1 protein-coding gene is annotated in these 1,890 nt (G+C 66.7%); it reads right to left on the reverse strand.

The window, feature by feature from the left end; translation table 11 throughout:
• A partial coding sequence (locus ACFWJX_RS40620) for a type I polyketide synthase (RefSeq protein WP_383252149.1) occupies positions 1-1,825 on the reverse strand: 1,825 nt, incomplete at its 3' end.
• Positions 1,826-1,890: the final 65 nt, after the last annotated feature.

Raw genomic sequence — 1,890 nt, forward strand, 5'->3', positions numbered from 1 at the left:
TCTCCAGCCAGTAGCGCTCGCGTTGGAAGGCATACGTCGGCAGCCCACCGGCCCGTGCCTTGCGCCCCGTCACACCGAGCACCGCCGCCCAGTCCACCTCCGCACCCGCCACGAACGCCCGCGACACCCCCTCCACGAACGCCGCCACCTCCGAACGCCCCGCCCGCATCAACGCAACGAACTCACCCTCCACCCCCACACCCCGGCCCAACGCGGTCAGCACAGCACCCGGACCCACCTCCACGAACACCGACACCCCCGCCCCCGCCAACGCCTCGACCCCGTCAGCGAACCGCACCGGCTCACCCACATGCCGCACCCAGTACTCCGGATCCGACCACTCACCCCCCTGCACCACCCGCCCCGACACCATCGACACCACACCCACCGACGGCTCCCCGAACTCCAGCCCCGACACCACCCCCCGAAACTCCTCCACCATCGGCTCCATCAACGGCGAATGAAACGCATGCGACACCTCCAACCGCTTCACCCTGCGCCCCACCCCACGGAAAAACGCCACCACCTCCTCCACCACACCCTCCGCACCCGACACCACCACCGACCGCGGCCCGTTCACCGCCGCAACCCCCACCCCCTCCACACCCTCCACACGAGCCACAACCTCCTCCTCAGACGCCTCCACCGCCACCATCACCCCACCCACCGGCAACCCACCCATCAACCGACCCCGCGCCTCCACCAACCGACACGCATCACCCAACGACAACACCCCCGCCACACACGCAGCCGCCACCTCACCCACCGAATGACCCGCCACAAAACCCGGCCGCACACCCCACGACTCCACCAACCGGAACAACGCAACCTCCACCGCGAACAACGCCGGCTGCGTAAACTCCGTCCGCCCCAACACCCCCTCCACACCCTCAAAAACAACCCCCCTCAACACACCCGACAACCCCTCACCAAAACACCCACACACCTCATCGAACGCCGCCGCAAAAACCGGAAACGCCTCATACAACCCACGCCCCATACCCACCCACTGAGAACCCTGCCCACTAAACAAAAACCCCACCTCACCAGGAACAACACTCCCCCGCACCACACCACCACCCGAACCCCCACCAGCCAGCACACCCACACCCGACAACAACCCCTCAACACCCTCCCCCCACACCACACCCCGACAATCAAAAACCCCCCGCGACAACACCAGACCCGCCGCCACACCCCCCACATCCACACCAGAACCCAACACACCCACCAACCGCCCCGCCTGACCCGACAAAGCCGCATCCGACTTCCCCGAAACCACCAACGGAATCCCCACACCCGGAACACCCACAACGCCGGCCACATCCTCCTCGACCACATCCGGCGCCTGCTCCACAATCACATGCGCATTCGTCCCACTCACCCCGAACGACGACACACCAGCCCGCCGCGGCCGCCCCACACCCGGCCACTCCCGCTCCTCCACCAACAACTCCACCGCACCCGAAGCCCAATCCACCACCGGCGACGGCACATCCACATGCAACGTCCGCGGCAACACCCCATGACGCATCGCCATCACCATCTTGATAACACCCGACACGCCCGCAGCCGCCTGCGTATGCCCGATATTCGACTTCAACGACCCCAACCACAAAGGCCCACCCACACGCCCCTGCCCATACGTCGCCAACAACGCCTGCGCCTCGATCGGATCACCCAACGACGTCCCCGTCCCATGCCCCTCCACCACATCCACATCCGACACCGACAACCCCGCCGCACCCAACGCAGCACGAATCACCCGCTCCTGCGCAGGACCACTCGGCGCCGTCAACCCATTCGACGCCCCGTCCTGATTCACCGCACTCCCCCGCACCACCGCCAACACCTCATGCCCCAACCGCCGCGCATCCGACAACCGCTCCA

The organism is Streptomyces sp. NPDC058335, assembly GCF_042723915.1.
GTDB lineage: Bacteria > Actinomycetota > Actinomycetes > Streptomycetales > Streptomycetaceae > Streptomyces.